Annotated in this window: 24 protein-coding genes and 1 tRNA gene; 12 read left to right on the top strand and 13 right to left on the bottom strand. The window is 68.7% G+C overall.

Features of this window, described 5'->3' with window-relative positions:
- The 11 genes from AC0QTQ_RS00990 to AC0QTQ_RS00940 all read right to left on the bottom strand — a co-directional run bounded on the left by AC0QTQ_RS00990 (position 1) and on the right by AC0QTQ_RS00940 (position 7,880).
- Entirely contained in the window at positions 1–246 is a 246-nt protein-coding gene (locus tag AC0QTQ_RS00990; protein ID WP_113898359.1) for a F0F1 ATP synthase subunit C, read from the bottom strand.
- Entirely contained in the window at positions 243–944 is a 702-nt protein-coding gene (locus tag AC0QTQ_RS00985) for a F0F1 ATP synthase subunit A (protein WP_480257883.1), read from the bottom strand. Before AC0QTQ_RS00985 ends, AC0QTQ_RS00990 begins: the two co-directional genes overlap by 4 nt.
- Positions 941–1,213, bottom strand: coding sequence for an N-ATPase subunit AtpR (locus tag AC0QTQ_RS00980; protein WP_480257882.1), 273 nt, complete (start codon positions 1,211–1,213; stop codon positions 941–943). The genes AC0QTQ_RS00985 and AC0QTQ_RS00980 overlap by 4 nt, the downstream gene beginning before the upstream one ends.
- Positions 1,210–1,488 carry an AtpZ/AtpI family protein gene (locus tag AC0QTQ_RS00975; protein ID WP_480257881.1) on the bottom strand — a complete coding sequence of 93 codons (279 nt, stop codon included), beginning with the start codon at positions 1,486–1,488 and terminating at the stop codon, positions 1,210–1,212. Before AC0QTQ_RS00975 ends, AC0QTQ_RS00980 begins: the two co-directional genes overlap by 4 nt.
- Positions 1,485–1,931: a F0F1 ATP synthase subunit epsilon gene (locus AC0QTQ_RS00970; RefSeq protein ID WP_480257880.1), complete on the bottom strand. Its 447-nt coding sequence runs from the start codon at positions 1,929–1,931 to the stop codon at positions 1,485–1,487. The genes AC0QTQ_RS00975 and AC0QTQ_RS00970 overlap by 4 nt, the downstream gene beginning before the upstream one ends.
- Positions 1,928–3,334 (bottom strand): F0F1 ATP synthase subunit beta, encoded by a 1,407-nt coding sequence (atpD, locus tag AC0QTQ_RS00965; protein WP_480257879.1) that lies wholly within the window; start codon positions 3,332–3,334, stop codon positions 1,928–1,930. Before atpD ends, AC0QTQ_RS00970 begins: the two co-directional genes overlap by 4 nt.
- Before the next feature lie 162 nt (positions 3,335–3,496).
- Positions 3,497–4,171, bottom strand: coding sequence for a CerR family C-terminal domain-containing protein (locus tag AC0QTQ_RS00960; protein ID WP_480257878.1), 675 nt, complete (start codon positions 4,169–4,171; stop codon positions 3,497–3,499).
- A 111-nt stretch (positions 4,172–4,282) separates the two neighbouring features.
- Positions 4,283–4,358, bottom strand: a tRNA-Thr gene (locus AC0QTQ_RS00955).
- Between the two features lie 47 nt (positions 4,359–4,405).
- Positions 4,406–5,860 carry a heme biosynthesis HemY N-terminal domain-containing protein gene (locus tag AC0QTQ_RS00950; protein ID WP_480257877.1) on the bottom strand — a complete coding sequence of 485 codons (1,455 nt, stop codon included), beginning with the start codon at positions 5,858–5,860 and terminating at the stop codon, positions 4,406–4,408.
- A 10-nt stretch (positions 5,861–5,870) separates the two neighbouring features.
- Positions 5,871–7,064 carry a COG4223 family protein gene (locus AC0QTQ_RS00945; RefSeq protein WP_480257876.1) on the bottom strand — a complete coding sequence of 398 codons (1,194 nt, stop codon included), beginning with the start codon at positions 7,062–7,064 and terminating at the stop codon, positions 5,871–5,873.
- Positions 7,065–7,142: 78 nt separating this feature from the next.
- Entirely contained in the window at positions 7,143–7,880 is a 738-nt protein-coding gene (locus tag AC0QTQ_RS00940) for a uroporphyrinogen-III synthase (protein WP_480257875.1), read from the bottom strand.
- Between the two features lie 72 nt (positions 7,881–7,952).
- Between AC0QTQ_RS00940 and tsaD the strand changes: the two genes are divergently transcribed.
- The 11 genes from tsaD to phoB all read left to right on the top strand — a co-directional run bounded on the left by tsaD (position 7,953) and on the right by phoB (position 17,900).
- The gene (tsaD, locus tag AC0QTQ_RS00935) at positions 7,953–9,047 is read left to right on the top strand and encodes a tRNA (adenosine(37)-N6)-threonylcarbamoyltransferase complex transferase subunit TsaD (protein WP_480257874.1); all 1,095 of its coding nucleotides are present in this window, start codon (positions 7,953–7,955) and stop codon (positions 9,045–9,047) included.
- Positions 9,044–10,000, top strand: a complete 957-nt coding sequence (locus AC0QTQ_RS00930) for an NAD(P)H-dependent glycerol-3-phosphate dehydrogenase (RefSeq protein ID WP_480257873.1) — start codon at positions 9,044–9,046, stop codon at positions 9,998–10,000. Before tsaD ends, AC0QTQ_RS00930 begins: the two co-directional genes overlap by 4 nt.
- Before the next feature lies 1 nt (position 10,001).
- Positions 10,002–10,271, top strand: a complete 270-nt coding sequence (locus tag AC0QTQ_RS00925) for a YciI family protein (protein ID WP_480257872.1) — start codon at positions 10,002–10,004, stop codon at positions 10,269–10,271.
- The gene (locus tag AC0QTQ_RS00920) at positions 10,271–10,690 is read left to right on the top strand and encodes an EVE domain-containing protein (RefSeq protein ID WP_480257871.1); all 420 of its coding nucleotides are present in this window, start codon (positions 10,271–10,273) and stop codon (positions 10,688–10,690) included. The genes AC0QTQ_RS00925 and AC0QTQ_RS00920 overlap by 1 nt, the downstream gene beginning before the upstream one ends.
- A gap of 260 nt (positions 10,691–10,950) precedes the next feature.
- A complete protein-coding gene (locus AC0QTQ_RS00915; protein ID WP_480257870.1) occupies positions 10,951–11,634 on the top strand; it encodes a CbiX/SirB N-terminal domain-containing protein in 684 nt (227 codons plus the stop codon).
- 120 nt (positions 11,635–11,754) lie between these two features.
- On the top strand, positions 11,755–12,807 hold the full coding sequence (locus AC0QTQ_RS00910) for a substrate-binding domain-containing protein (RefSeq protein WP_480257869.1): 1,053 nt from the start codon (positions 11,755–11,757) through the stop codon (positions 12,805–12,807).
- A 64-nt stretch (positions 12,808–12,871) separates the two neighbouring features.
- Positions 12,872–14,332 carry a phosphate ABC transporter permease subunit PstC gene (pstC, locus tag AC0QTQ_RS00905; protein WP_480257868.1) on the top strand — a complete coding sequence of 487 codons (1,461 nt, stop codon included), beginning with the start codon at positions 12,872–12,874 and terminating at the stop codon, positions 14,330–14,332.
- Positions 14,329–15,675, top strand: a complete 1,347-nt coding sequence (gene pstA, locus AC0QTQ_RS00900) for a phosphate ABC transporter permease PstA (protein WP_128149708.1) — start codon at positions 14,329–14,331, stop codon at positions 15,673–15,675. Before pstC ends, pstA begins: the two co-directional genes overlap by 4 nt.
- 12 nt (positions 15,676–15,687) lie before the next feature.
- A complete protein-coding gene (pstB, locus tag AC0QTQ_RS00895) occupies positions 15,688–16,485 on the top strand; it encodes a phosphate ABC transporter ATP-binding protein PstB (RefSeq protein ID WP_121530916.1) in 798 nt (265 codons plus the stop codon).
- Between the two features lie 11 nt (positions 16,486–16,496).
- Entirely contained in the window at positions 16,497–17,204 is a 708-nt protein-coding gene (phoU, locus tag AC0QTQ_RS00890) for a phosphate signaling complex protein PhoU (RefSeq protein ID WP_121530917.1), read from the top strand.
- 3 nt (positions 17,205–17,207) lie between these two features.
- Positions 17,208–17,900 (top strand): phosphate regulon transcriptional regulator PhoB, encoded by a 693-nt coding sequence (gene phoB / locus AC0QTQ_RS00885; RefSeq protein ID WP_128149712.1) that lies wholly within the window; start codon positions 17,208–17,210, stop codon positions 17,898–17,900.
- Here the strand turns inward: phoB and AC0QTQ_RS00880 are convergent.
- Together AC0QTQ_RS00880 and AC0QTQ_RS00875 are read right to left on the bottom strand one after the other, a co-directional pair.
- Entirely contained in the window at positions 17,885–18,772 is an 888-nt protein-coding gene (locus AC0QTQ_RS00880; protein WP_480257867.1) for a ribokinase, read from the bottom strand. The genes phoB and AC0QTQ_RS00880 overlap by 16 nt on opposite strands.
- Before the next feature lie 69 nt (positions 18,773–18,841).
- Entirely contained in the window at positions 18,842–21,109 is a 2,268-nt protein-coding gene (locus AC0QTQ_RS00875; protein ID WP_121530922.1) for an NADP-dependent malic enzyme, read from the bottom strand.
- 105 nt (positions 21,110–21,214) lie between these two features.
- Here AC0QTQ_RS00875 and mutS point away from each other — a divergent pair, with 105 nt between their 5' ends.
- On the top strand, positions 21,215–23,860 hold the full coding sequence (mutS, locus tag AC0QTQ_RS00870) for a DNA mismatch repair protein MutS (RefSeq protein ID WP_480257866.1): 2,646 nt from the start codon (positions 21,215–21,217) through the stop codon (positions 23,858–23,860).
- Positions 23,861–23,953 lie beyond the last annotated feature (93 nt).

Here is a 23,953-nt window from a genome sequence, read left to right as displayed (position 1 = left end):
TCAGTGAACGAAGGGGTTGGCGAAGAGCAGAAGCAGCGCGATGACGAGGCAATAGATCGCCATCGTCTCGATCATCGCGAGGCCGACGAAGAGCGTGCGCGAGATCGTGCCCGCCGCCTCGGGCTGACGCGCGATCGCCTCCATCGCGGCAGCGACGGCGCGCCCCTCGCCCAGTGCCGGCCCGATCGCGCCGAAGGACACGGCAAGCGCCGCGCCGAGAATACTGACGATTTCGACCCAGTTCATGCGTCTTTCTCCTGTTTCGGGGGAGGATTCCTGCTGCCTTCGCCCTCGACGGCAGAGCCGATGAAGACGAGGGCGAGGATGGCGAAGATGTAGGCCTGCACGGCGCCGGTCAGCAGATCGAGCGCCATCAGCGGGATCGGCACCAGAAGACCGGCGAGCGTCAGCACGATGCCGATGACGAAGACGCCACTCATCACATTGCCGAAGAGGCGCACCATCAGCGAGAAGTTGCGGGTCACCTGCTCGACCAGATTGAGCGGGACCATCACCCAGCTTGGCCGCGCAAAACTGGCCAGATAGCCGCCAAGGCCCTGCGCGCGGATGCCGTAAGCGATGGTCGCGACGAAGACGATCACGGCGAGCGCGGCGTCGGTTTCCAGCCGCGCCGTCGGCGGCTCGACCCCGGGGATCAGCGAGGACCAGTTCGCGGTCAGGATGTAGAGCAGAAGCGTGCCGATCAGCGGGCGGAAGCGCGCGGGCTCGCCCGCGATGGTGGCGCGGATCTGCGCATCAAGCGTGGTGACCACCAGCTCGACCACCGCCTGGACCTTGCCCGGGCGCAGGGTCAGCCGCCGCGTCACCGCCCAGGAGCCGAAGCCGAGCGCGCCGATCAGCACCCAGGTGGTGACCACCGCCTTGTCGACGCCAAGCGGGCCGATCGAGAACAGGATATCGCCGGACAGCGGTGACTGGATCATGCCGCGGCCTCCATCCGTTTCAGCGCGATGCGCCGCCCGATCAGCACCCCCGCCGCGCCAGTGACAAGCGGCGCCGCGCCCGCCTTGGCGCACAGGAAGAGGAAGAGGCCGAGCACCGCAAAGCGGCCGACCTGCAGCGCGACGGCGGTCAGATCGCCCGACAGAAGCCGGTCGGACACCGCGCGCAGCGTGCGAAAATGCAGCCAGCCCGCGCCGGTGCCCAGCCCCAGCGCCGCAAGCGAAAGAAGGATCTGTGCGCTCTGGCTCATTGCTGATGCATCCATCTGAAGGCGAGATAGAGACCAAGCCCGGCGCCCAGCATGGTCAGCGCCGCACTCACCGTGATGCCGGAGTTCAGGGCCCCGTCGATCCAATGGCCGAGCCCCAGCCCCGCCAGCGTCGGCCCGACGATCACCCAGCCCAGCACGCCGATCTGGCCGAAACGGCGGGCCAGCGGCGGTTCTGGATCCTTCTGGCCGGCCTCGACCCGGCCACGCGCCTCGTTGACGGCGCGGCGCAGTTTCGGGTCTGCATCGTCGATCATCGAAACGCCTCCCCGATCTCGTCGAACTCGGGCTCGGGCCCGCCACCGGGGCCGAGCTTGCGCATCAGGTTGCGGATCGCTGCGGTATGCAGGCGCAGCTGTTCGCCACGCGCGCGCCGGGCGGCATCGGCCTGGGCGGCGGCCTGTTCGACCACCAGCGCCTCGAGCCGGTCAAGATCATCACCCGCCACCGCCTCGCGGCAGGCGACGCGCACGGCATCGCCCGCGACCCGCATCACCCCGCCACGCAGCGCGACGTGATGCCAGGTGCCATCCGCCCGCCGCCAGTGCAGCACCGAGGGGCGCAGCACGGTCAGCAGATCGGCGTGCCCGGGCATCAGACCGAACCCCCCGCTCTCGTCCTCGGCCCGGATCGAGGCGACCGCGCCCTCGTCCAGCACCACCGCAAGCGGCGTGGTCACGGTGAGGTGCAGCCCGCTCATGCCGCCTTCCCCCTGGCACGGCGCGCCTCCTCGCGCGAACGCGCCTCGTCGAGCGTGCCGATCATGTAAAGCGAGCCCTCGTCCCAGTCGTCGCAGGCGCCGTCGAGGATCGCCTTGCAGCCCTTCACCGTCTCGGCGATCGGCACCGAGCGCCCCTCCATCCCGGTATAGGCGGAGGCGACGAAGAACGGCTGGGTCAGGAAGCGTTGCAGCCGCCGCGCCCGGCCGACCAAGAGCCGCTCCTCGCGGCCCAGCTCCTCGACGCCCAGAAGCGCGATGACGTCGCGCAGTTCCTGATAGTGCTCGATCACCTCGCGCAGCCGGCCGGCGACGCTGGCGTGTTCGACCCCCACCACCCCCGGATCGAGCAGCACCGAGGTGGTCGAGATCGGGTCGATCGCCGGATAGATCCCTTCCGAGGCGAGCGCGCGCGACAGCACCACGGTGCTGTCGACATGGGCCGAGATCGCGGCCACGGCCGGGTCGGTGAAATCGTCGGCGGGCACATAGACCGCCTCGATCGCGGTGACCGAGGCCCGACCGACCGAGGCGATGCGTTCCTGCAGATCGGCCACCTCGGTCTCGAGCGTCGGCTGATAGCCCACGCGCGAGGGCATCCGGCCCAGAAGCCCCGACACTTCCGAGCCCGCCTGAACGAAGCGGAAGACATTGTCCATCAGCAGCAGGACGTTCTTCGCCTCGACATCGCGGAAATGCTCGGCGATCGACAGCGCGGTCAGCGGCACCCGCCAGCGCGCGCCCGGCGGCTCGTTCATCTGGCCATAGACCAGCACGGTCTGATCGAGCACGCCGGAATCGCGCATCTCGTTCAGCATCTCGTGCCCCTCGCGCGAGCGCTCGCCGACGCCGGCGAAGACCGAGATCCCGTCATAGCCCGAGACCATGGCGCGGATGAGCTCCATCACCAGCACGGTCTTGCCCACCCCCGCCCCGCCGAACATCGCCGACTTGCCGCCCTGCGCGAGCGGCGCCAGCAGGTCGAGCACCTTGATCCCGGTCGAGAACACCTTGGTCTGCGCGCTTTGTGCGGCAAGCGGCGGCGCGGCGCGGTGAATGGGGGCGCGCGGCGCGTCCGCGGGCAGCGCCGGGCCATTGTCGCCGGTCGCGCCCAGCACGTTCAGCAACCGGCCCAGAACCGCCTCGCCCACCGGCACGGAAAGCGGCCCGCCGGGGATGCGCGCGACGCTGCCACGCGCCACGCCCTGCGTCGATTGCAGCGCGATCGCGCGCACATGCCGGGCGTCGAGATGCGCCTGCACCTCGGCCACCACCGTGCCGGCGGGGCCGGGGATCTCGAAGATGTCATTGATCGCGGGCAGCGCGCCCCCGACCCGCAGGTCAAGCACCGGGCCGCGCACCGCCGTCACCACCGCATCGCTCATCGCTGCCCCCGCGTCGCAGGGAGGTTTCGCGAGAAAGGGGAAATGCCCGCCATCGTCGGTTCCCTTCTGCCGAACCAGCGTCCGACCGCGCAAAGGCAGCAACCGACCGCAGGAAATAATTCGATTCGCTTTGATCTTACGATGAAATTCTGCAGATGCACATCACGATGCCGGTGACGGCACGTCCCGGGCCGCAGCCGCCATCAGCGCATCGACATTGGCCAGCAGCCGCGCCACGATCTGTTCGACCTCGGCCGGGCCGATCTCGGCCCAGCCCATCCGGCGCGCCACCATCGGCCCGCCGAGACGGAAATAGAGCATCTGCCCCATCAGGGTGAAGACCGTGAGCCGCACCGCGTCGCTTTCCGGGGCCTGCCCGGTGGCGAGCCCCCAGAGCCGGCACAGGCGGCGGTGCTGCGGCGCGATCATCCCCTCGTAAATCGCCGGGGCGCCGGCGCCGTCCTCGGCCACCTCGCGCAGCATGAAGGCGATCATCGGCCGCCAGGCCTCGTTCGCCACCACCTGCGGCGCGATCTGGCGGATCATCGCGCGCAGTGCCGCGGCGGCCTCGGCCGGGCTCGACGGGTCGGGCTGCGGCAGGGCCGCCAGCATCGCCCCCATGCGCCGCGCGAATTCCTGCGCGCAGGCCCGCCGCAGCCCCTCCTTGCCGCCGAAATGATAGGCGATCGAGGCGACATTGGTGCCCGCGGCGGCGGCGATCTCGCGCGTCGTGGTGGCGGCAAAGCCCTTGGTGCCAAAGAGGCGCACCGCCGCCTCGATCAGGGCAAGCGCGGTGCCCGTCGCGGCGGTCTCGGAGGGGGAGGAAACATCGGTCATCCCGGCAGCTTCGACCAATCGACCGATCGGCTCAAGGCGAAAGCGCCGGCCGAGGGGCAATCGGGAACCCTGTCTGCGGGAAAGAAAAAACCACCATCCCGGGAAGGATGGTGGTGCCGGTGAAGGGACTCGAACCCCCGACCCCATCATTACGAATGACGTGCTCTACCAGCTGAGCTACACCGGCACGGTGGGTGGCGCGCAACTAGCATGCCCGCGCGCCGATGTGTAGCCCTAATTTTCGTCTTTCGCGTCAGAACCCTGTGCCGGGTCGGCCAGATCGGCCTCGGGGATGTCGCCCGGCCGCGGCTGCGGCTTGCCGACGATCACCGGCAGCATCTCGGCCCCATGCGGCAGCGGCATCTCAGCCTGCACCGGCTCGCGCCAGCTCAGCGTGTCGAACCCGCCGCAATTGTCGCAGATCGGCGTCCATTCGGCCTGGATGTTCTGACATTTGTCGCAGCACCATTGCGGCCCGCGCGGCGCGGTCAGCGCCCGGGTCAGCCAGCCACGCACGACCGCATCCTCGGCGCCCTCGCCGCGCTCGACCGCCGCCATGATGGTCAGCACGCGCGCCGTCGGATGGGTTTCGACCAGATCGCCCAGCGCGCGCCGCGCCGCCGGGAAATCCTCGGCCGCGATCAGCAGCTCGGCGCGCAGAAGCCGCGTTTCCTCGTGATCGGGGCGCAGGGACAGCAGCTTCTCGAACCGCCGCAGCCGGTCGGCCGGGGCCTCGTCGGGGGCGATCTCGGCATAGGCCGCGGCAAGGTCGGGATGCGGCTGCGCCTCCCAGGCCTTTTGCAGCACCCGCGCCGCGTTCTTCGGGCTGCCGGCCTCGATATAGGCGCGCGCGGCCATCACCGCGGCGGGGATCAGATCGGGCGATTCCTTGTTCGCCGCAATCGCCGCCTCGCGCGCCTCGACGGTCGCGCCTTCCTCGAGCACGCCCTTCGCCTCCTGCAGCGCCATCACCGCATCGCGGCGACGATGCACATCCTTCGGCAGCTGGCCCTGCGCGCGTTTCGTGCTCAGCACCTCGCGCGCGCCCTTCCAGTCGCCCTTTTCCGCCTGCAGCTTCAGCAGCGTATCCTGCACCTCTTCATGCGCAGGCTTCAGCGCATAGGCCTTCTGCGCGAGCTTCAGCGCCGTCTCGGTGTCGCCCTCGGCCAGCTTCTGCCGCATCAGCCCGCGAATGCCGACGAAGCGGGTGCGGTCATCCTCGAGCAGCTTCTTGTAGGCGCGGGTGGCCTTCACCCGGTCGCCCGCAACCTCGGCCGCCTGCGCCGCCAGAAGATTCGTCAGTTCGGGCCGCTGCAACAGCCGCTGCGCCTTCGTCGCCTTGGCCAGCGCCAGACGCCCCTCGCCCGAGGCGACGGCCAGCATGCCCTCGGCCAGCGCGCGATAGCCCTTGCGCTCGCGGTTGCGGTCGAAATAGCGGCTGACCGCGGTCTCGTCGCCGTTCAGGAAGCGCAGGAAGGCGATCAGAAGGCCCACCAGCTTCATCACCAGCCACAGGACCGCCAGCACCACGACAAGCCCGATCGCCGCCTGCAGCGGGCCAAAGCTGTATTCGGTGCCCAGCACGATCACCCGCACGCCCTCGCCGCTGTCGGAGAGATGCGCAGCGCCAAGGGCGACGGCCGCCACCAGAACGAGGAAGAGCGCGACTTTCACAAAGGATCTGATCATCGCCCCCTCCTCACTTCACCGACTGCGCGAGATCACTCACCGCCCGGGCGGCATCGAGCCGCTTTTGCGCCTGCGTCAGCCAGCCGGTCATCACCGCCTGCCCCGCCTGCGGCAGCGCCGAAATCTCGGTCATCGCGGTGACCAGATCGCCGGCATCCACCGCCGCCTGCGCCCGCGACAGCACCGCATCGGCATCCTCGCCCATCTTCGGTTCCAGCGACCGCGCCCCGGTCTGCGCCATGAAGAAGGATTTGAACCGCGCGCCCAGCGTCTGCCCCGGCGCGGCCTTGCGCGAGGCGGCAAGCCCCGCCCGCGCCGCCTCGGGGAAGGCGGTCTGCAGCGCCGAAAGCGTCGGCACATCGCCCGACAGAACGGCCGGAACGGTCAGGCCCGCGGCCTGCGCATCGGCAAGCGCCGGCGCCATTGGCGCACCGCTTTCGAAGGCGGCGGCAACACGGGCGACGGCGGCCTGCGCCACCGCACGCTGCGCCGCAGCCTCGGCCCCGGCGCTCAGCTTACCGGCCTCGTCACGCACCGCGCCGATCTGCGCCTGCGCCTCGGCCACCGCCGCCGCGATCTGCGCGCGCGCGGCCGCTTCGGCCGGCCCCCCGGTCGCCATCTCGGCGCGCAGCGTGTCGATCTGCGCCTGGATCCCGCTCAGATCGACCGGCGCGGCACCGCCCGCAACCGGGGCCGCCGGACGGTTTTCCAGCGCCGTCACCCGCGCCTCGAGTGCGGCCAGCGTCTCCTGCACCGCGCGCGTGGCCGAGCCCGCCTCGTCCAGCGCGGCCTGCACGCCCGACAGGTCCGGCGGCGTCGGCGCGGCGGATTTCAGCGTCTTCAGCTCGGCCGTCAGGCTGTCGATCTTAGCGTTCGAGGCGGCGATCTCGGTCTCGAGCGCGGCGGTGCGGTCGGTCCCCATCGGGATCATCGCGGCAAGCTGCGGCGGCAGGTTCGGAAGCGCCCAGACCGTCGCGCCGGCCCCCAGCGCCGCCGCGATCACGCCCCCCAGGAACAGCGGCACGAAGCCGCCCCGGCGGGGTGCAGCGGGGTCGGCTTTCGTCTCCACCGCGGGGGCGGAGGCCGGTGCGGCCACCGTGGGCTCGACGACCTCGGCCTCGTCGATCGGCGCTTTCGTCTCGGGGGTGTCCTGTGCCGCGCTGACCTCGGCCGCTTCGGATTTCTCGTGTTCGGTATGTGCCACGGCAGCTCCTCCAGTCCCGGCGCGACGATGCGCAACCAACGTTTGTCAGCGGCAGTCTAGTGGCCCGGTCGACATGGCTCAACCCGCCTTGTCCGTCCCGGGTGCCTCCGCGCCAAGAAGCCGCGCAAGCGCGCTCAGCACGCCCGCGGCATCCGGGGTCGGCGCAACCTCGATCCGCGCGGCGATCCCGGCACAGCCCTCGGCCGCCGCGGCAGAGATCGGCGCCAGCCACAGCGCCGCCCGTGCCCCCGAAACCGCCTGTGCCAGAAGGCGCCCGCTGCGCGGCGAGAACACCGGGGCCAGAACCACCGGCGCCCGGGCCAGAAGATCGCGCGCGGCCGTGGACAGGGGCAGCGCCTCCTGCGCGTAGACCACCGCCTCGATCGTCTCTGTTCCGGCGGAATTCAGCCAGTCGGCCAGCGGCGCCACCACCTCGCGGCCGCGCGCATGCAGCAGGCGACCGCCGCGGTGCTGCGCCGCGATCAGCGCGGCAAGGCCCCGCGCCTCGCCCGGCCCCTCGACCACGTCGAAGCCTGCCGCCCGCGCCACCTCGGCCGTGCGCGCGCCGACGCAATAGGCACGCCGTCCCGCCGCGGGGCCGACCGCCACGACCGGCGCCACCGCCTGTTCCGAGGTGAAGATCAGCGCCTCGGCCGCGGGCAGCTCGGCCCCGGTCGGGCGGGTCTCGGTCAAGGGTGAGATCAGCACCGGCCAGTCCGCCCCGAAACGGGCGCGGAACTGCGCAGCGAACCGCTCCGATCCCGCGCGAGGGCGGGTCAGCAGCAGCGGCGGACGGGGGGAATTGGCCTCGGTCACGGCACGTCCCGGGATTGCAGGGTCTGTGCCCCGGTGTTACCTGCGAAGAAAGCACCGTGCAACCGAGGCGCCATGACCCGCACCCTCACCTTCCTCGGACTTGAGTCGAGCTGCGACGACACCGCCGCCGCCGTGGTGCGGATGGAGGCGACCGGGCCGCGCATCCTGGCCTCGGTCGTCGCCGGGCAAACCGCGCTGCACGCCCCCTATGGCGGCGTCGTGCCCGAGATCGCCGCCCGCGCCCATGCCGAGAAGCTCGACCTTTGTGTCGAGGAGGCGCTGGCCGAGGCCGGCGTGACGCTTGCCGATCTCGACGGGGTGGCGGTGACCGCCGGGCCCGGGCTCATTGGCGGCGTGATGTCGGGGGTGATGTGCGCGAAGGGTATCGCCGCGGGGGCGGGTCTGCCGCTCGTTGGCGTGAACCACCTTGCGGGCCATGCGCTGACGCCGCAGCTGACCGAGGGGCTCGCCTTCCCCTATCTGCTGCTGCTCGTCTCGGGCGGGCATTGCCAGTTCCTGATCGCGCACGGGCCCGAAAACTTCACCCGCCTTGGCGGCACGATCGACGACGCCCCGGGGGAAGCCTTCGACAAGACGGCGAAGCTTCTGGGCCTGCCACAGCCGGGCGGGCCGGCGGTCGAGGCCGAGGCGATGAGCGGCGATCCGAAGGCCGTCCACTTCCCGCGCCCGCTGCTGGACCGGCCGGGCTGCGACATGTCGTTTTCCGGGCTGAAGACCGCCCTTCTGCGCGCCCGCGACGCCGAGGTGGCCGAACACGGCGGTCTGCGCCAGCAGGCACGGCGTGACCTGTGCGCCGGGTTCCAGGCGGCGGTGACCGACGTTCTGGCGGAAAAATCGCGCCGCGCTCTGCGCGAGTATCTGGCGCATGCCCCCGAACACCCGGCCTTTGCCGTGGCGGGCGGCGTGGCGGCGAATGCGACCATCCGCGCGCGGCTCGAGCAGGTGGCGGCCGAATTCGGCGCGACCTTCGCTGCGCCGCCGCTGAAACTCTGCACCGACAATGCGGCGATGATCGCCTATGCCGGGATCGCGCGGTTCGAGGCCGGCGCGCAGGACGGGATGGACCTGTCGGCCCGGCCGCGCTGGCCGCTTGACCGTTCCGCGCCGGCGATGCTCGGCTCGGGCAAGAAGGGGGCGAAGGCATGACGGTTGCGGTGCTGGGCGCAGGGGCTTTCGGCACGGCGCTGGCGGTGACGCTGGCGCAGAACGGGCCCGTCACGCTCTGGGCCCGCGACGCTGCCCACGTCGCCGAGATGCAGGCCAGCCGGCGCAATGACCGCCGCCTGCCGATGACCGTTCTGCCCGAAAACGTCTCTGTGACGGCGGAAATCGAGGTGGCGACGCAGGCGCCGGTGCTGCTTCTGGCGATGCCGATGCAGCAGATGGGCGGCTTTCTGACGGCCCATGCCGCGCGCCTTGCCGGCAAGACCCTCGTCGCCTGCTCGAAGGGGATCGACCTGACGACGGGCCGGGGCCCGACCGAGCTGATCGCCGCCACCTGCCCCGATGCGACGGCCGCGATCCTGACCGGGCCGAGCTTTGCCGCCGACATCGCCCGCGGCCTGCCCACGGCCCTCACCCTTGCCTGCGCCGAGGACTGCGAGGCGCTGCAGGCCCGGCTGTCGACCCCGACGCTGCGGCTTTACCGCAGCACCGACCCGCTCGGCGCGGAACTCGGCGGGGCGCTGAAGAACGTGATCGCCATTGCCGCCGGCGTGGTGATCGGCGCGGGGCTTGGCGATTCCGCCCGCGCCGCGCTGATGACCCGCGGCTTTGCCGAGATGAGCCGGCTGGCGCTGCGCCTTGGCGCGCGGGCCGAGACGCTGGCGGGCCTCTCGGGCTTTGGCGATCTTGTGCTCACCTGCACCTCGGCACAGTCGCGCAACTTCCGCTTCGGTCAGGCGCTTGGCGCCGGCGAGGAGTTCGACCCGACCACCACGGTCGAGGGCGTGGCCACCGCCAAGGCCGTCTCTGTTCTGGCCCAAAAGCGTGGTGTCGAGATGCCGATCGCGACCATGGTCGCGGCGCTGAGCGAGCACCGCATCACCGTTTCCGACGCCGCGCAGGCGTTGCTGTCCCGCCCCCTGAAGGAGGAATGAAATGCCCTATGCCGTGATCTGCCGCGACAAGCCCGGCGCCCTGCAGACCCGCCTCGACAACCGCGCCGCTCACCTCGCCTATATCGAGGAAACCGGCATCGTCTTCGTCGCCGGCCCCTTCCTCGAAGAGGGCCAGATGGTCGGCTCGCTGGTGATCCTGAATGCCGACAGCATGGCTGCGGCGCAGGACTGGGCAGCGAACGACCCCTATGCGAAGGCGGGGCTCTTCGACAGCGTCTCGGTCACCGAATGGAAGAAGGTCGTCGGCTGATGGCATACTGGCTGTTCAAGTCCGAGCCGAACAAGTTCTCCTGGGAGATGCTGGTGGCGAAGGGCGCAGCCGGCGAGGAATGGGACGGGGTGCGCAACTACCTTGCCCGCAACAACATGCGGGAGATGAAGGTCGGTGACCGCGGCTTCTTCTACCATTCCAACATCGGCAAGGAGATCGTCGGCATCGCCGAGGTCTGCGCCGAGGCGCATCACGACAGCACCACCGAGGACCCGCGGTGGGATTGCGTCGACATCCGCGCGGTGAAGCCCTTCGTCCGGCCGGTGACGCTGGCCGAGGTGAAGGCCGACCCGCGGTTGACCGAGATGTCGCTCGTCACCTCGATGCGGCTCTCGGTGCAGCCGGTGACCGAGGAGGAATGGCGGATTCTCTGCGCGCTTGGCGGCGTCGAGCCCTGAGCGCGGCCGCGAAGTGAAGGCCGGGGCTGCCGGCCCTTCCTTCACCCCGCATGTGCCCGCGAAAGACCCGGGCCGGAGGTCTGCTCCTGCCGGCCCGGTCCGGACCACCGGCCCTGTCAGCCGATTGCCTTCCGGGTATGCCAGCGGGCGATTCGCCTCAACGACGTAACAGTTTCAATTTTACTCAATCTTGCCGAATCGAGCCCCGGTCAGGCGCCCCGCCCGTTGCCGTTTCGCTGCCGGCCCCTAGCTTGCCTCCCATGCGTCAGATCATCCTCGTCTCCCATGGCTCGCCCTCCGACCCGGCCCCGCTTGATGCCGGGCTGAAATCGATTGCCGCACGGGTGCAGGCGCTGTGCCCGGAGCATCAGATCCGCGGCGCGACGCTGGCGCTGCCGGGCGCGCTCGAGGCGGCGCTCAGTGGGTTCGACGCACCCGAGATCTATCCGTTCTTCATGGCCGAGGGCTGGTTCACCCGGCGCGAGCTGCCGCGCCGGCTGGCACTCGCCGGGGTGACGGCACGGGTCCTGCCGCCCTTCGGCACCGAGCCGAACCTGCCGGGTCTGATTGCGAAAACTGTCACGGAAGCGACAAAAAGTGCTGGCATCGAGCCTGAAAGTGCCGATCTGATCCTGGTGGCGCATGGCTCGCAGGTGGCGCGGCGCTCGAAGGATACGGCGCAGGCGATGGCGCGCCGCTTGCGCCCGCTCACCCGCTTCTGGCGCATCCGGACCGCCTTCATCGAGGAGGCCCCCTTTCTGGCCGATGTCGCGGCCGAAAGCCTTTCCGGCCTGTGCCTGCCCTTCTTCGCCCAGCGTGCCGGCCATGTCGCTGAGGACATTCCCGAGGCTCTGGCCACCGCGGGCTTCACCGGCCCGCTTCTGCCTGCGATCGGCGAACACCCCGAGGCAGCGGCGCTGATCGCCCGTTCCCTGACACGATGAGACTTGCCCGAAAGGGTTTGTCACGCAACTGTCACATATGTTTTGCATAAGCGTCACGGGCAGATCCTAGGAGAAGCCCGAGGCCGCGACCGGCCCCGCAAGTGAACTCAGGAGTGTTCCATGAAGTCCGTGAAACTCACCGTCTCGGCCGTGGCCATCGTGGCTGCCTCGGCCTCGGGTGCCCTCGCCCGTGACCAGATCCAGTCGGCCGGTTCCTCGACCGTGCTGCCCTACGCGACCATCGTTGCCGAAGCCTTCGGCGAGAACTTCAGCTTCCCGACCCCGGTCGTGGAATCGGGTGGTTCGGGCGCCGGCCGCAAGAAGCTGTGCGAAGGCGTGGGCGAAAACACCATCGACATCGCCAACTCGTCGAGCCGCATCAAGCAGTCGGACATCGACACCTGCAAGGCGAACGGCGTCAACGAGATCATGGAAGTCCGCTTCGGCTATGACGGCATCGTCTTCGCCAGCGACATCAACGGTGCGGAATTCGCCTTCACCCCGGCCGACATCTACGGCGCGATCGGTGCGAACGTGGCGAAGGACGGCAAGGTCGTCGCCAACACCGCCAAGACCTGGGCCGACGTCAAGGCCGACTTCCCGGCGCAGGACATCCTGATGTTCATCCCGGGCACCAAGCACGGCACCCGCGAAGTCTTCGACACCAAGGTGATCGAGGCCGGCTGCAAGGCCACCGGCGCCTATGACCTGTTCCTCGCCGCCGCCGAAGGCGACGACAAGGCGAAGGAAAAGGCCGCTGTCGCCCAGTGCAACACGCTGCGCACCGACGGCACCTCGGTCGACATCGACGGCGACTACACCGAGACCCTGTCGCGCATCGACGCGAACAAGAACGCCATCGGTGTCTTCGGCCTGTCGTTCTACCAGAACAACACCGACAAGCTGCGCGTCGCCACGATGGACGGCGTGATGCCGTCGGTCGAGACCATCGCCAAGGGCGACTACCCGGTCTCGCGTCCGCTCTACTTCTACGTGAAGAAGGCGCATATCGGCGTGGTCCCGGGCCTGCAGGAATACATCGACTTCTTCGTCTCGGACGACATGGCCGGCCCGAACGGCCCGCTGGCGGCCTACGGCCTGGTTCCCGATCCGGAACTGGCCAAGACCCAGGAGATGGTGAAGAACGACGTCGCGATGGGTCCGCTGAACTGATCCTCGCAAGGAACTCCGGTGGCGCCTTCGGGCGCCACCTTTCCCTTCTCAGCTGGAATTTCCCATGAGCATCGGCCTTCTTTCCCTGATCGTGATCGCCCTTGCCGCCGCCGGCTTTCTCATCGGTCGGCAGCTTGCGTTGTCGAAGGCCGGGGGTGACATCCGGCGCCTGCATTCCCTTCCCGGCTATTACGGCCAGACCGTCTTTCTTTTCACTGCCGTTCCCGCTCTTCTGCTGATGCTGCTGTGGCTCCTGGTGCAGCCGCTGCTGATCGAGACCCGCGTGACCTCGATGATCTCGGCTGCCGACATTCCCGATGGCAGCTCGGCCAGCCTGGTGATGACCGACGTGCGTCGCGTCGCCGAGGGCATCGACCTGATCCTTGCCCGGGGCAAACTGGGCGAAACCGACATCGCCGCGATGCGCGCCGATCTGGCCGACGTGCGCAGCCGTCTGGCCGAGGTGGGCGTCGCCGTCGGCACCAATGTGAAACCCGGCGTGTTCGAGGCCGCCAAGGCCTATCGCGATCTGTCGCACAGCGGCCATCTGGCGCTGACCGTCGCGGTGCTGGCGCTCGCGCTCGCGGGCTTTGGCTATGCGCTCTCGCGCATCCGTCCCGAGTTCCGCGCCCGCAACGTCTCCGAAGGCTTCGTGCGCGTGCTGCTGATCGCCGCCTCGCTCGTCGCGATCCTGACCACCGTCGGCATCGTGCTGTCGCTGGTGTTCGAGACGATCCACTTCTTCCGGCTCTATCCTGCCAGCAAGTTCTTCCTGAGCACCACCTGGAACCCGAAATTTGGTGGTGGCTCCGATCTTGGCATCTGGCCGCTGATCTGGGGCACGCTCTACATCTCGGTGATCGCGCTTGTCGTCGCGGTGCCGGTGGGCATCTTCGCCGCGATCTTCTTGGCCGAATATGCCAGCAAGAAGGTGCGCGCGATGACGAAGCCGCTGCTCGAGGTGCTCGCCGGCATCCCGACCATCGTCTACGGCCTCTTCGCCCTGATCACCGTCGGCCCGGTGCTGCGCGACTGGTTCGCCCAGCCGCTCGGCCTTGGCACCTCCTCGAGCTCGGTGATGACCGCGGGCCTCGTCATGGGCATCATGCTGATCCCCTTCGTCTCGTCGCTGTCCGACGACATCATCAACGCCGTGCCGCAGTCGCTGCGTGACGGCTCCTATGGCCTTGGCGCGACGCAGTCGGAGACCGTGCGGCAGGTGATCCTGCCGGCCGCGCTTCCCGGCATCGTCGGCGCGATCCTTCTGGCCGCCTCGCGCGCGATCGGCGAGACGATGATCGTGGTCCTCGGCGCCGGTGCCGCGGCGAAGATGTCGCTCAACCCGTTCGAGGCGATGACCACCGTTACCGTGAAGATCGTCAGCCAGCTGACCGGCGACACCGAATTCGCCAGCCCCGAGACCCTCGTCTCCTTCGCGCTCGGCCTGACGCTGTTCGTCTTCACGCTCGGGCTCAACATCCTGGCGCTCGTCATCGTGCGCAAATACCGGGAGCAATACGAATGACCGCCGAGGCCACGAACATGCCCGCGAAGGCCCGCCCCTCGCTTTACGCCATCGATCCCCGCACCAAGCGCCGCAACGCCGCCGAGAAGCGCTTCCGCCTGTATGGCGTCGCCGCGGTCGGCTTCGGCCTGCTCGCGCTCGTCGTGCTGCTCAGCTCGGTGCTCGGCTCGGGCCTTGGTGCCTTCCGCCAGAGCGTGCTGACGATGCAGGTGCCGCTCGATGCCGCCGTGCTCGACAAGGAGGGCACCCGCGACCCCGCCGCGATCGCCAAGGTGACGACCATCGCCTATGGCAAGCTGCTGCAGGACGCGCTGACCGCCGAGCTGACCGAAAAGGCGCTGCTTCCCGCCGGGATGAAACCGAAGGACGTCGGCGGCATGATCTCGAAGGAAGCGCCGGCGCAGCTGCGCAATCTGGTGCTGGCCAATCCTGATCTGATCGGCACCACCGTCAGCTTCGACGCGCTGGCGAACGGCCGCATCGACGGCTTCTTCAAGGGCCGCGTGACGATGGAGAGCGCCAAGCTCGACAGCAACGTCTCGCCGGTGCAGCTCGAGCTGGCGCAGGCGATGCGCGATGCCGGCCTGCTGGCGCTGAAGTTCAACCCGGGCTTCATCTTCAGCCCCGACGCCTCGGAACTGCGCCCCGAGGCCGCGGGCCTCGGCGTCGCGATCCTCGGCTCGGCCTACATGATGCTGATCGTGCTGGTGCTGTCGCTGCCGATCGGCGTCGCCGCCTCGATCTACCTCGAGGAATTCGCGCCGAAGAACCGCTTCACCGACCTGATCGAGGTGAACATCGCCAACCTCGCCGCCGTGCCCTCGATCGTCTTCGGCATCCTCGGCCTCGCCGCCTTCATCAACTTCGGCGGGCTGCCGCAGTCCTCCTCGGTGGTCGGCGGTCTGGTGCTGACGCTGATGACGCTGCCGCGGATCATCATCCCGGCCCGCGCCGCGCTGAAATCGGTGCCGCCCTCGATCAAGGACGCCGCCCTTGGCGTCGGCGCCTCGAAGACGCAGACGATCTTCCACCACGTGCTGCCGCTTGCCATGCCGGGCATCCTGACCGGCGCGATCATCGGCCTGGCCCAGGCGCTCGGCGAGACCGCGCCGCTTCTGCTGATCGGCATGGTGGCCTTCGTGCGCGACTATCCCGCCGCCCCGCCCGAGGGCTTCTTCGACCCTGCCTCGGCCATTCCGGTGCAGATCTACAGCTGGACGCAGCGGGCCGATCCCGCCTTTACCGAGCGCGCCTCGGGGGCGATCATCGTGCTGCTCGTCTTCCTTCTCGTGATGAACTCGCTCGCGGTCGTCCTGCGCCGCAAGTTCGAGCGGCGCTGGTGAGGAGTGACCACCATGAACGACATGCGACTGACGGAGAGAGCCGTGGAGACCAAGGACATCAAGATCGCCGCACATGACGTGCAGGTCTATTATGGCGCCTCGCACGCGATCAAGGATGTGCACATCGACATCCTCGACAAGACGGTGACCGCCTTCATCGGCCCGTCGGGCTGCGGCAAGTCGACCTTCCTGCGCTGCCTGAACCGGATGAACGACACCATCGACATCTGCCGGGTCGAGGGCGAGATCCTGCTCGACGGCGAGGATATCTATGACAAGAAGGTCGACCCGGTGCAGCTGCGCGCCCGGGTGGGGATGGTGTTCCAGAAGCCGAACCCCTTCCCGAAATCGATCTATGACAACGTCGCCTACGGGCCGAAGATCCACGGCCTGGTGAAGAACAAGGCCGAACTCGACGCGGTCGTCGAAAGCTCGCTGCGCAAGGCGGCGCTGTGGAACGAGGTCAAGGATCGTCTCGACGCGCCGGGCACCGGCCTCTCGGGGGGCCAGCAACAGCGCCTGTGCATCGCCCGCGCCGTCGCCACCTCGCCCGAAGTTCTGCTGATGGACGAGCCCTGCTCGGCCCTCGACCCGATCGCCACGGCACAGGTCGAGGAACTGATCGACGAGCTGCGCGAGAACTTCTCGGTGGTGATCGTCACCCACTCGATGCAGCAGGCCGCGCGCGTCAGCCAGCGCACCGCCTTCTTCCACCTCGGCAATCTCGTCGAATACGGCGAGACCGGGCAGATCTTCACCAACCCGAAGGATCCCCGCACCGAGAGCTACATCACCGGCCGGATCGGCTGACGGAGAGACACATGAGCCAGCATATCGTTTCCTCTTTCGACCGCGACCTCGAGGCGGTTCAGGCGATGGTCGTGAAGATGGGCGGCCTCGTCGAAGCCCAGCTTCTCGACGCCGCCCAGGCCCTTGAAACCCGCGACGACGAACTTGCCGAGACCGTGCGCCGCCGCGACAAGGCGGTGGACAAGCTCGAGGAGCAGATCAACGGCGAGGCCGCACGGCTGATCGCGCTGCGTTCGCCCGCCGCCTCGGACCTGCGCGTCGCGCTCTCGGTGATCAAGATCGCGGGCAGCCTCGAGCGCGTCGGCGACTATTCGAAGAACATCGCCAAGCGCACCCAGGTGCTGTCGCAGATGCCGACGATCAGCGGCTCGGCCGGCGCGATCCGGCGCATGGCGCAGGCGGTCGAGGGCATGCTGAAGGATGCCATCGACAGCTACATCCAGCGCGACGAGAAACTGGCCGCCGATGTCCGCTCGCGCGACATCGAGGTGGACCAGATGTACAACGCGCTGTTCCGCGAATTCCTGACCTACATGCTGGAAGATCCGCGCAACATCACCGCCTGCATGCACCTGCATTTCATCGCGAAGAACATCGAGCGGATGGGCGACCTGGCCACCGGCATCGCCGAGCAGGTGATCTATCTCGTCACCGGCGAAATGCCCGACGAGGACCGGCCGAAGTCGGACAGCGTGAGCCTGGACAAGGTGGAGGACTGACGCATGAGCCCCGCCCAACAGCCCTGCGTGCTGGTGGTCGAGGATGAATCGGCCCAGCGTGAGGTTCTGCAATACAACCTCGAGGCCGAGGGATTCCGCGTCGCCATGGCAGTGAATGGCGACGAGGCGCTGCTGATGGTCCGGGAGGAAAAACCCGACCTGATCGTGCTCGACTGGATGCTGCCCAATGTCTCGGGAATCGAGATCTGCCGGCGCGTGAAAGCCAGCCCCGAGACCCGTTCGATCCCGATCATCATGCTCTCTGCCCGGTCGGAAGAGGCCGACCGCGTGCGCGGCCTCGAGACCGGCGCCGACGACTATGTGGTGAAGCCCTATTCGGTCGTCGAGCTGATGGCGCGGCTGCGCACCCAGCTGCGCCGCACCCGCCCGGCGACGATGGGCGAACGGCTGCAGTTCGAGGACATCATCCTCGACGCCGCCGAGCACCGCGTCTTCCGTGACGGCGCACCGCTGAAACTCGGCCCGACCGAATTCCGGCTGCTCTCGACGCTGATGGAGAAACCCGGACGGGTCTGGACCCGCGACCAGCTGCTCGACCGGGTCTGGGGGCGCGACATCTACGTCGACACCCGCACCATCGACGTCCATGTCGGGCGGCTGCGCAAGGCGCTGATGGCGAATGGCGGGGCGGACCCGGTGCGCACCGTGCGCGGCACCGGCTATTCGCTCGGCTGAGCCGCCAGAAAGCGCGTGACCTCATCGCGGGCGGGGATGGCATCGGCCGTTCCCGCCCGCGTCACCTTCAGCGCCGCCGCAGCCGAAGCGAACCGCATCGCGGCCTCGGGGCCAAGCCCCTCGGCCAGCCCGGCGACCAGATAGCCCGCAAAGGTGTCGCCCGCCGCGGTGGTGTCGACCGGCGTCACCGCAAAGGCCGGGGCGCGGTGCACCACCGCGCCGGCGCGGTCATGCCATTCGGCGCCGCGCGCCCCCCGGGTGACCACCACATGCGGCACCGCCAGCGCCTCGAAGGTCAGCGACAGCGCCGAGCACAGCTGCGCCGCCTCGACCTCGTTCATGATCAGAAGCGACAGATAGGGCAGCACCGCCTCGACCGCCTCGGCCTCGAAGGGCGCGGCGGAATAGACGACGAAGAGACCCTGTTCCTGCCCGATCCGCGCCGCCTCGACCTGGGCCGAGGTCTCGTTCTGCAGCATCAGCATATCGCCTGCACGGGCGCATTCTAGCGCCGCACGCACCATCGCGGCATCGATCTGCCGGTTCGCGCCGGGATGGAGCAGGATCGCATTCTCGCCCGCCGCGTCGACCGCGATGATCGCATGGCCCGAGGCCCCCTCGACCTCGGACACCGCCGCGCAATCGACGCCCGCCTCGGTCAGCCGCGCCACCATCCACAGCCCGTCGGCCCCGACCGCGCCGATGTGGCGCACCGTGGCCCCGGCGCGGGCCAGCGCCACCGACTGGTTCGCGCCCTTGCCGCCAAGCCCGACGGAATAGGACAGCGCCGCCAGCGTCTCGCCCGGCGCCGGCAGATGCGGCAGCCGGTAGAGATGATCGGCATTGATCGAGCCCAAGGTGTAGACGGTCATGCGGCTGCCTTTCATCTTGCCCGAAATACCTCGCGGGGGTCCGGGGGCGCGAGGCCCCCGGGGCCGGGGTCAGCGCCGCTGGCCGAGCTTGCAGGCGGCGATCGAGGCCATGTTCAGGATGTCGTTCACCGTCGACACCGTCGAACAGATCTGGATCGGCGCCGAGACGCCGGTCAGGATCGGGCCGATGACCGTCGCCCCGGCCATCTCCTGCATCAGCTTGACCGAGATCGAGGCCGAATGCCGCGCCGGCACCACCAGAACGTTCGCCGGCCCGGTCAGACGGCAGAACGGATAGTTCTTCATCTGCTCCATGTTCAGCGCGACATCGACGGTCATTTCGCCATCATATTCGAAATCGACCCCGCGCTCGTCCAGGACCTGCGGCGCGATATGCATCTTCGTCGCCCGTTCCGACACCGGATAGCCGAAGGTCGAGAAGGAGCAGAAGGCCACCCGCGGCTCGAGCCCGAGCGCTCGCGCCACCTGCGCCCCCGAGGTGGCGATATCGGCGAGGTCATGCTCGTCGGGCCATTCGTGCACCAGCGTGTCGCCGATCAGCACCACGCGCCCCTTGTGCAGAAGCGCGGTGATCCCCACCGCCCCATCCGAGGGGCGCGCGTCGAAGACCTTGTTGATCAGCTCCATCACATGGCCCGACTTGCGGGTGGCGCCGGTGACCATGCCGTCGCCATGCCCATGCGCCAGCATCAGCGCGGCAAAGACATGGCGGTCGCGGGTGGCCAGCTTGTGCGCATCCTCGCGGTCCACGCCCTGACGCTGCAACCGGGTATAGAGGAAGTCCTTGTAGGCCTCGATGTGCTTCGAATTGACCGAGTTCACCACGGTCAGCTCGCGATAGGCATCGCCCAGCCCCGCCGTTTCCAGCTTTTCGCGCACGTCGCTCTCGCGGCCGACGACCATCGCCCGGCCCATGCCGTTGCGCTGATAGGCCACCGCGGCGCGCAGCACGCGCGGATCGTCGCCCTCTGCGAAGATCATCGTCGCCTGCGCCTGCCGCGCCCGCGCCTGGATCCCCTGCAGGATCGACGCCGTCGGGTCCATCCGCGTCTTCAGGCCCAGCACATAGGCGTCCATGTCGATGATCGGCCGGCGCGCGACGCCGGTGTCCATCCCGGCCCGGGCGACCGCCGGCGGGATCACGTGGATCAGCCGCGGGTCGAAGGGCGTCGGGATGATGTAGTCGCGCCCGAAGGTCAGCTTGCGGCCATAGGCGATCGCCACCTCGTCGGGCACGTCCTCGCGGGCCAGCTCGGCCAGCGCCTTGGCACAGGCGATCTTCATCTCGTCATTGATCGCGCGGGCATGGATGTCGAGCGCGCCGCGGAAGAGATAGGGGAAGCCGAGGACGTTGTTCACCTGGTTCGGATAATCCGACCGGCCCGTCGCCACGATCGCGTCGGGGCGCACGCCATGCGCCTCTTCCGGGGTGATTTCCGGATCGGGGTTCGCCATCGCGAAGATCACCGGGTTGTCGGCCATCTTCGCCACCATCTCGGGCGTCACCGCACCCTTGGCCGAAACGCCGAGGAAGACATCCGCACCCACCATCGCCTCTTCCAGCGTGCGCGCGTCGGTCTTCGCCGCATGGGCCGATTTCCACTGGTTCATGCCCTCGGTGCGGCCCTGCCAGATCACGCCCTTGGTGTCGCACATGATGCAGTTGTCATGCTGCGCGCCCATGGCCTTGATCAGCTCGAGGCAGGCGATGCCGGCGGCGCCGGCGCCGTTCAGCACGATCCGGCAATCCTCGATCTTCTTGCCGCTCAGCTCGAGCGCGTTGATCAGGCCGGCCGCGCAGATCACCGCCGTGCCGTGCTGGTCGTCATGGAACACCGGGATGTCCATGATCTCCTTCAGCCGCTGCTCGATGATGAAGCACTCGGGCGCCTTGATGTCCTCGAGGTTGATGCCACCGAAGGTCGGGCCCATCAGGCTCACCGCCTTGATGATCTCGTCCGGGTCCTCGGTGTCGAGCTCGATGTCGATCGCGTTGACGTCGGCAAAGCGCTTGAACAGCACCGCCTTGCCTTCCATCACCGGTTTCGAGGCGAGCGCGCCAAGGTTGCCCATGCCAAGGATCGCCGTGCCGTTCGAGATCACCGCAACCATGTTGCCCTTGACCGTGTAGTCATAGGCGGTCTCGGGCCGGTCGGCGATCGCCTCGACCGGAACCGCGACGCCGGGGCTGTAGGCAAGGCTCAGATCGCGCTGCGTCGTCATCGGCTTCGACGCCGTGATCTCGTATTTCCCGGGCGTCGGGTCGAGATGGTAAGCCAGCGCCTCTTCAGGCGTGATGCGGTTCTTGCTTGACATGGTGCTCCTCCGGTCGCGCCTTCTCATAACGCCACCTCTGGCACGTCTCAATGGATTTGCACCCGGATTCCGCCTTTTGTAGGGTCGCGCCAAACGGGGGAACGCATGGCCGAGCCGACAATCACGCCGATGATGGCGCAATATCTCGCAATCAAGGAGGCGAATCCGGGGGCGCTGCTGTTCTACCGGATGGGCGATTTCTACGAGATGTTCTTCGACGATGCCGTCGCGGCCTCGGCCGCGCTCGACATCGCGCTGACGAAACGCGGGCTGCATCTGGGCGAGGAAATCCCGATGTGCGGCGTGCCGATCCATGCCGCCGAGGGCTATCTGCTGACGCTGATCCGCAAGGGGTTCCGCGTCGCCATCGCCGAACAGCTGGAAGACCCGGCCGAAGCGAAGAAGCGCGGCGCGAAATCAGTGGTGAAGCGCGACGTGGTGCGCCTTGTCACCCCCGGCACGCTGACCGAGGAAAGCCTGCTCGAGGCGCGGCGCCACAACTTCCTGGCCGCCTGGAGCGAGATGCACGGCGAGGGCGCGCTGGCCTGGGTCGACATCTCGACCGGTGAGTTCCGGGTGATGCCCTGCCCGTTGACCCGGCTTGCGCCAGAACTGGCCCGCCTTGCCCCGCGCGAGGTGCTGGTGAGCGAGCTGCGCGAGGCCGATTGCGCCGAGATCGTCTCTGATCTGAAGGCGGCGCTGACCCCGCTTGCACGCGCAAGCTTCGACAGCCAGGGGGCGGAACGGCGGTTGCTGGGCCTGTTCTCGGTCGGCTCGCTCGATGCCTTCGGCAGCTTCTCGCGGGTCGAGATTTCGGCCATGGGGGCGATCGTCGACTATCTGGAGCTGACGCAGCGCGGCAAGCTGCCGCTGCTGCGCCGGCCGCTGCGCGAAGAGGCCGGCAGCCTGATGCAGATCGACGCCGCAACCCGGCGCAACCTCGAACTGACGCAGGCGCTGTCGGGCGGGCGCGAGGGCTCGCTGCTGACCACCATCGACCGCACCGTGACCGCCGCCGGCGCACGGCTGCTGGAGCGCCGCATCTCGGCCCCCTCGCGCGATCTGAACCAGATACACGCCCGCCATGATGCCGTGCGTTTCCTGCTGGAACAGGGTCGATTTTCGGAGGATCTGCGCGCCGATCTGCGGCGCTGCCCCGACATGGACCGCGCGCTGAGCCGGCTTTCGCTCGACCGCGGCGGCCCGCGTGACATGGCGGCGATCCGCAACGGGCTCGACCAGGCCGGACGCATCGCCGCGAGCCTTGCCCCGGTGGAGCCGCCGGCGCTTCTGGCCGAGGCGGCCGCGGTGCTCGTGGGCCACGATGCCCTCGCCGCACTTCTGGATGCGGCGCTCGTCGCCGAGCCGCCGCTTCTGGCGCGCGATGGCGGCTTCATCGCGACCGGCTATGACGCCGAGCTCGACCAGACCCGCCAGCTGCGCGACGAGGGCCGCGGCGTCATCGCCCGGATGCAGGCGCAATACATCGAGGAAAGCGGCATCACCTCGCTGAAGATCAAGCACAACAACGTGCTGGGCTATTTCATCGAGACGACCGCCACCCATGCCGAGAAGATGCTCTCGGCGCCCTTGAACGAGCGCTTCATCCACCGTCAGACCACGGCGAACCAGGTGCGTTTCACCACGCTCGAGCTGAGCGAGCTGGAAACCCGGATCCTGAACGCCGGCAACCACGCGCTCGAGATCGAGAAACGGCTCTATGACAGCCTGAAACAGGCCATTCTCGCCCATGCCGGACCGATCGGCGAGGCCTCGCGGGCGCTTGCCGAGATCGACCTGGCCACCGCCTTCGCCGATCTGGCCGCGGGCGAGGACTGGGTCGAACCCACGGTGGACGCAAGCCGCGCCTTCGAGATCGAGGGCGGCCGCCACCCGGTGGTCGAGGCCTCGCTGAAGCGCTCGGGCGAGCCCTTCATCGCCAATGACTGCGCCCTGACCTCGGGCGAGACGCCGGCGATCTGGCTGCTGACCGGCCCGAACATGGCCGGCAAATCGACCTTCCTGCGGCAAAACGCGCTGATCGCACTGCTGGCCCAGGCCGGCAGTTTCGTGCCCGCGCGCCGCGCCCATATCGGGCTGGTGAGCCAGCTCTTCTCGCGCGTGGGTGCCGCCGATGACCTTGCCCGCGGCCGCTCGACCTTCATGGTCGAGATGGTCGAGACCGCGGCAATCCTCAATCAGGCCGACGACCGCGCGCTTGTGATCCTGGACGAGATCGGCCGCGGCACGGCGACCTATGACGGGCTGTCGATCGCCTGGGCGGTTCTGGAACATCTGCACGGGGTGAACCGCTGCCGCGCGCTGTTTGCCACCCATTACCACGAGATGACGGCGCTTTCGGCGAAGCTCGACGGCGTCGAGAACGCCACCGTCTCGGTCAAGGAATGGCAGGGCGAGGTGATCTTCCTGCACGAGGTGAAGAAGGGCGCGGCCGATCGCAGCTATGGCGTGCAGGTGGCGCGGCTCGCAGGCCTGCCCGAAAGCGTGGTGGCGCGGGCCCGTGTCGTGCTCGAAGCGCTGGAACAGGGCGACCGCGAGGGCGGCGGGAAGAAGCAGATGGTCATCGACGACCTGCCGCTGTTCTCGGCCGCGGCGCATCCGGCGCCCGCAGCCGCCGCCCCCGAAAGCGCGGCCATCGCGGCGGCGCTGCGCGACATCAACCCCGACGAGATGACGCCGAAACAGGCGATGGAGGCTCTTTATGGCCTCCGGGCCCTGCTCAAGCCCTGATCTTCCAATTGCCGGAAATATCCCGGGGTGAGGCGTAAAAAAACGGCCTTCCGGAGGAAGGCCGTTTCACAGACCGGGCAAGGCGCCCGGGTT

It is taken from the genome of Paenirhodobacter sp. YD-8 (assembly GCF_056590935.1).
Note: the sequence above shows the minus strand (reverse complement) of the source record. Positions and strands in the feature narration are given on the sequence as shown.